General features: G+C 57.3%; 2 protein-coding genes and 2 pseudogenes. 1 reads left to right on the top strand and 3 read right to left on the bottom strand.

The annotated features are described in order from the left end of the window. Positions 1–32: 32 nt before the first annotated feature. A complete protein-coding gene (locus tag EDD52_RS24240; RefSeq protein WP_243652092.1) occupies positions 33–464 on the bottom strand; it encodes a transposase in 432 nt (143 codons plus the stop codon). A gap of 32 nt (positions 465–496) precedes the next feature. Here EDD52_RS24240 and EDD52_RS24235 point away from each other — a divergent pair, with 32 nt between their 5' ends. Next, positions 497–655 carry a hypothetical protein gene (locus EDD52_RS24235; RefSeq protein ID WP_243652091.1) on the top strand — a complete coding sequence of 53 codons (159 nt, stop codon included), beginning with the start codon at positions 497–499 and terminating at the stop codon, positions 653–655. A gap of 32 nt (positions 656–687) precedes the next feature. Here EDD52_RS24235 and EDD52_RS24230 read toward each other — a convergent pair. Together EDD52_RS24230 and EDD52_RS23910 are read right to left on the bottom strand one after the other, a co-directional pair. Continuing rightward, positions 688–1,077, bottom strand: a pseudogene (locus EDD52_RS24230) (IS110 family transposase); the annotation flags it as partial. 171 nt (positions 1,078–1,248) lie between these two features. Then, positions 1,249–1,449, bottom strand: a pseudogene (locus tag EDD52_RS23910) (hypothetical protein); the annotation flags it as partial.

The raw sequence follows: 1,449 nt of genomic DNA, 5'->3' as shown, positions 1-1,449 counted from the left end.
TTTCGGCCAGAGCATTGATGCTCCTATATTTGTCAAGTGGCAGGAACCAGGTCGGGTGAGGCGCAGAGAGCGCGGTAGATTTCGCGCACGATGTAACGCTTTATGCAACGCACGATTTCCCGCCGCGTTTTGCCTTCCGAAGTTCGTCGAGCAGCATAGGCGTTGGTTCTCTCATCGTCGCGTAGGCGCACAATGGCCACACGGTAGATGGCGGCATTGGCTTGTCGATTTCCACCTCGGTTCAATCGCATCGTGTTGGTCCTGCCGCTTGAGGCCGGGATCGGGCAGACACCGCAGAGCTTGGCCAGGGCGGCTTCGGAATGGATGCGCTCGGGGTTGTCTCCCACGAGGATCAGCATCTCGGCCACGGTCATTGTGGAGATGCCATGCGATTCCATCAACTCGGGTGCTTTTTTTCCGGACCAGCCGATCAAGTTCTTGGTCGTGTGACTGGATTTCTGCATGCAGAGCAAGCCAGCGTCGTGCAATCGCTCGCATGGCTGTTTTGGCGGATGCGATTGGGGAAGTGATCTCGCTTGGCCTCAAGGCTGCAACATGGCGCACCAAAGTGATCCTTCCTCTGATTCCGTCGAGTGCGTCACGAAGGTCTGATGGCGCATTCACGATCAGTGTTTTCAGCGTGATCATCGCCTGAGACCTGGCTTTTACCGCGCTGTCTCGCGCAACCTTCAGGTGGCGGATCATCTCCGATGACCCTGTCTGTGTCTTGGCTAAGGCTGTGGCTTGCCCGTTCAGGACTGACCTGGCCGCGCTCTCGGCATCCAGGCTGTCTGATTTGCCATGAAGATAGCGCAGTTGGCGGAGCGGGCGCATGACGTCGAGGACCTTGTGCCCCTTGGCCAGCAGATCTCTGGACAGACCCGCCCCAAAAGAGCCGGTTCCTTCAATACCAAAGGCTTTGACATGACCGAACTGCGAGGCCCAGACTTGAAGATCATGATACCCTTTTCGTGTCGTGGGAATACTCGTGCTCCCCAGACGGGTGCCGTTAGCGTCGATGGCGACGGCAATGTGGTTGGATTTGTGCGTATCGACGCCAATGATAACCTGATCCATGAAAGGCCCTTTCGCTGGAATGGCCCAAGCACCGATCGAAGAGGACAGGACTGTGATGGTACGCCGACCGTCAGGCTCCTATGAGGTCACATCTCGCCCGCTGCCGGGGCAACCTGATGGTCGACACGTCAACGCAATGACACGAAGTCAATCGTAGCATGGGTCAGGCCATCAAGCTGCAATACCACATTCACAGTCATAGCAATCCCCGACGCTGCCGACCGACGTGTCGATCCCGGCCTCGGTCAAGCGCTCGGTGTACCTGATCGACAGGTATTGGGCGGATTCAACCGGTCGTCGCAACAGCTTCGATCGTATCCTGTTTGAGCAGCCGGTCGAGAGCTTCTGCCGGTGTTTGCCAACCCAATGTCT

The sequence above is a fragment of the Primorskyibacter sedentarius genome, assembly GCF_004342065.1.
GTDB classification, from domain to species: domain Bacteria; phylum Pseudomonadota; class Alphaproteobacteria; order Rhodobacterales; family Rhodobacteraceae; genus Primorskyibacter; species Primorskyibacter sedentarius.
The sequence above is the reverse complement of the archived record's forward strand: the minus strand, read 5'-3'. Positions and strand labels throughout refer to the sequence as shown.

Coding starts and splice junctions, on each gene's coding strand:
- EDD52_RS24235 (WP_243652091.1), top strand. CDS start 497: ATGGCTGTTTTGGCGGATGCGATTGGGGAAGTGATCTCGCTTGGCCTC.
- EDD52_RS24240 (WP_243652092.1), bottom strand. CDS start 464: ATGCAGAAATCCAGTCACACGACCAAGAACTTGATCGGCTGGTCCGGA.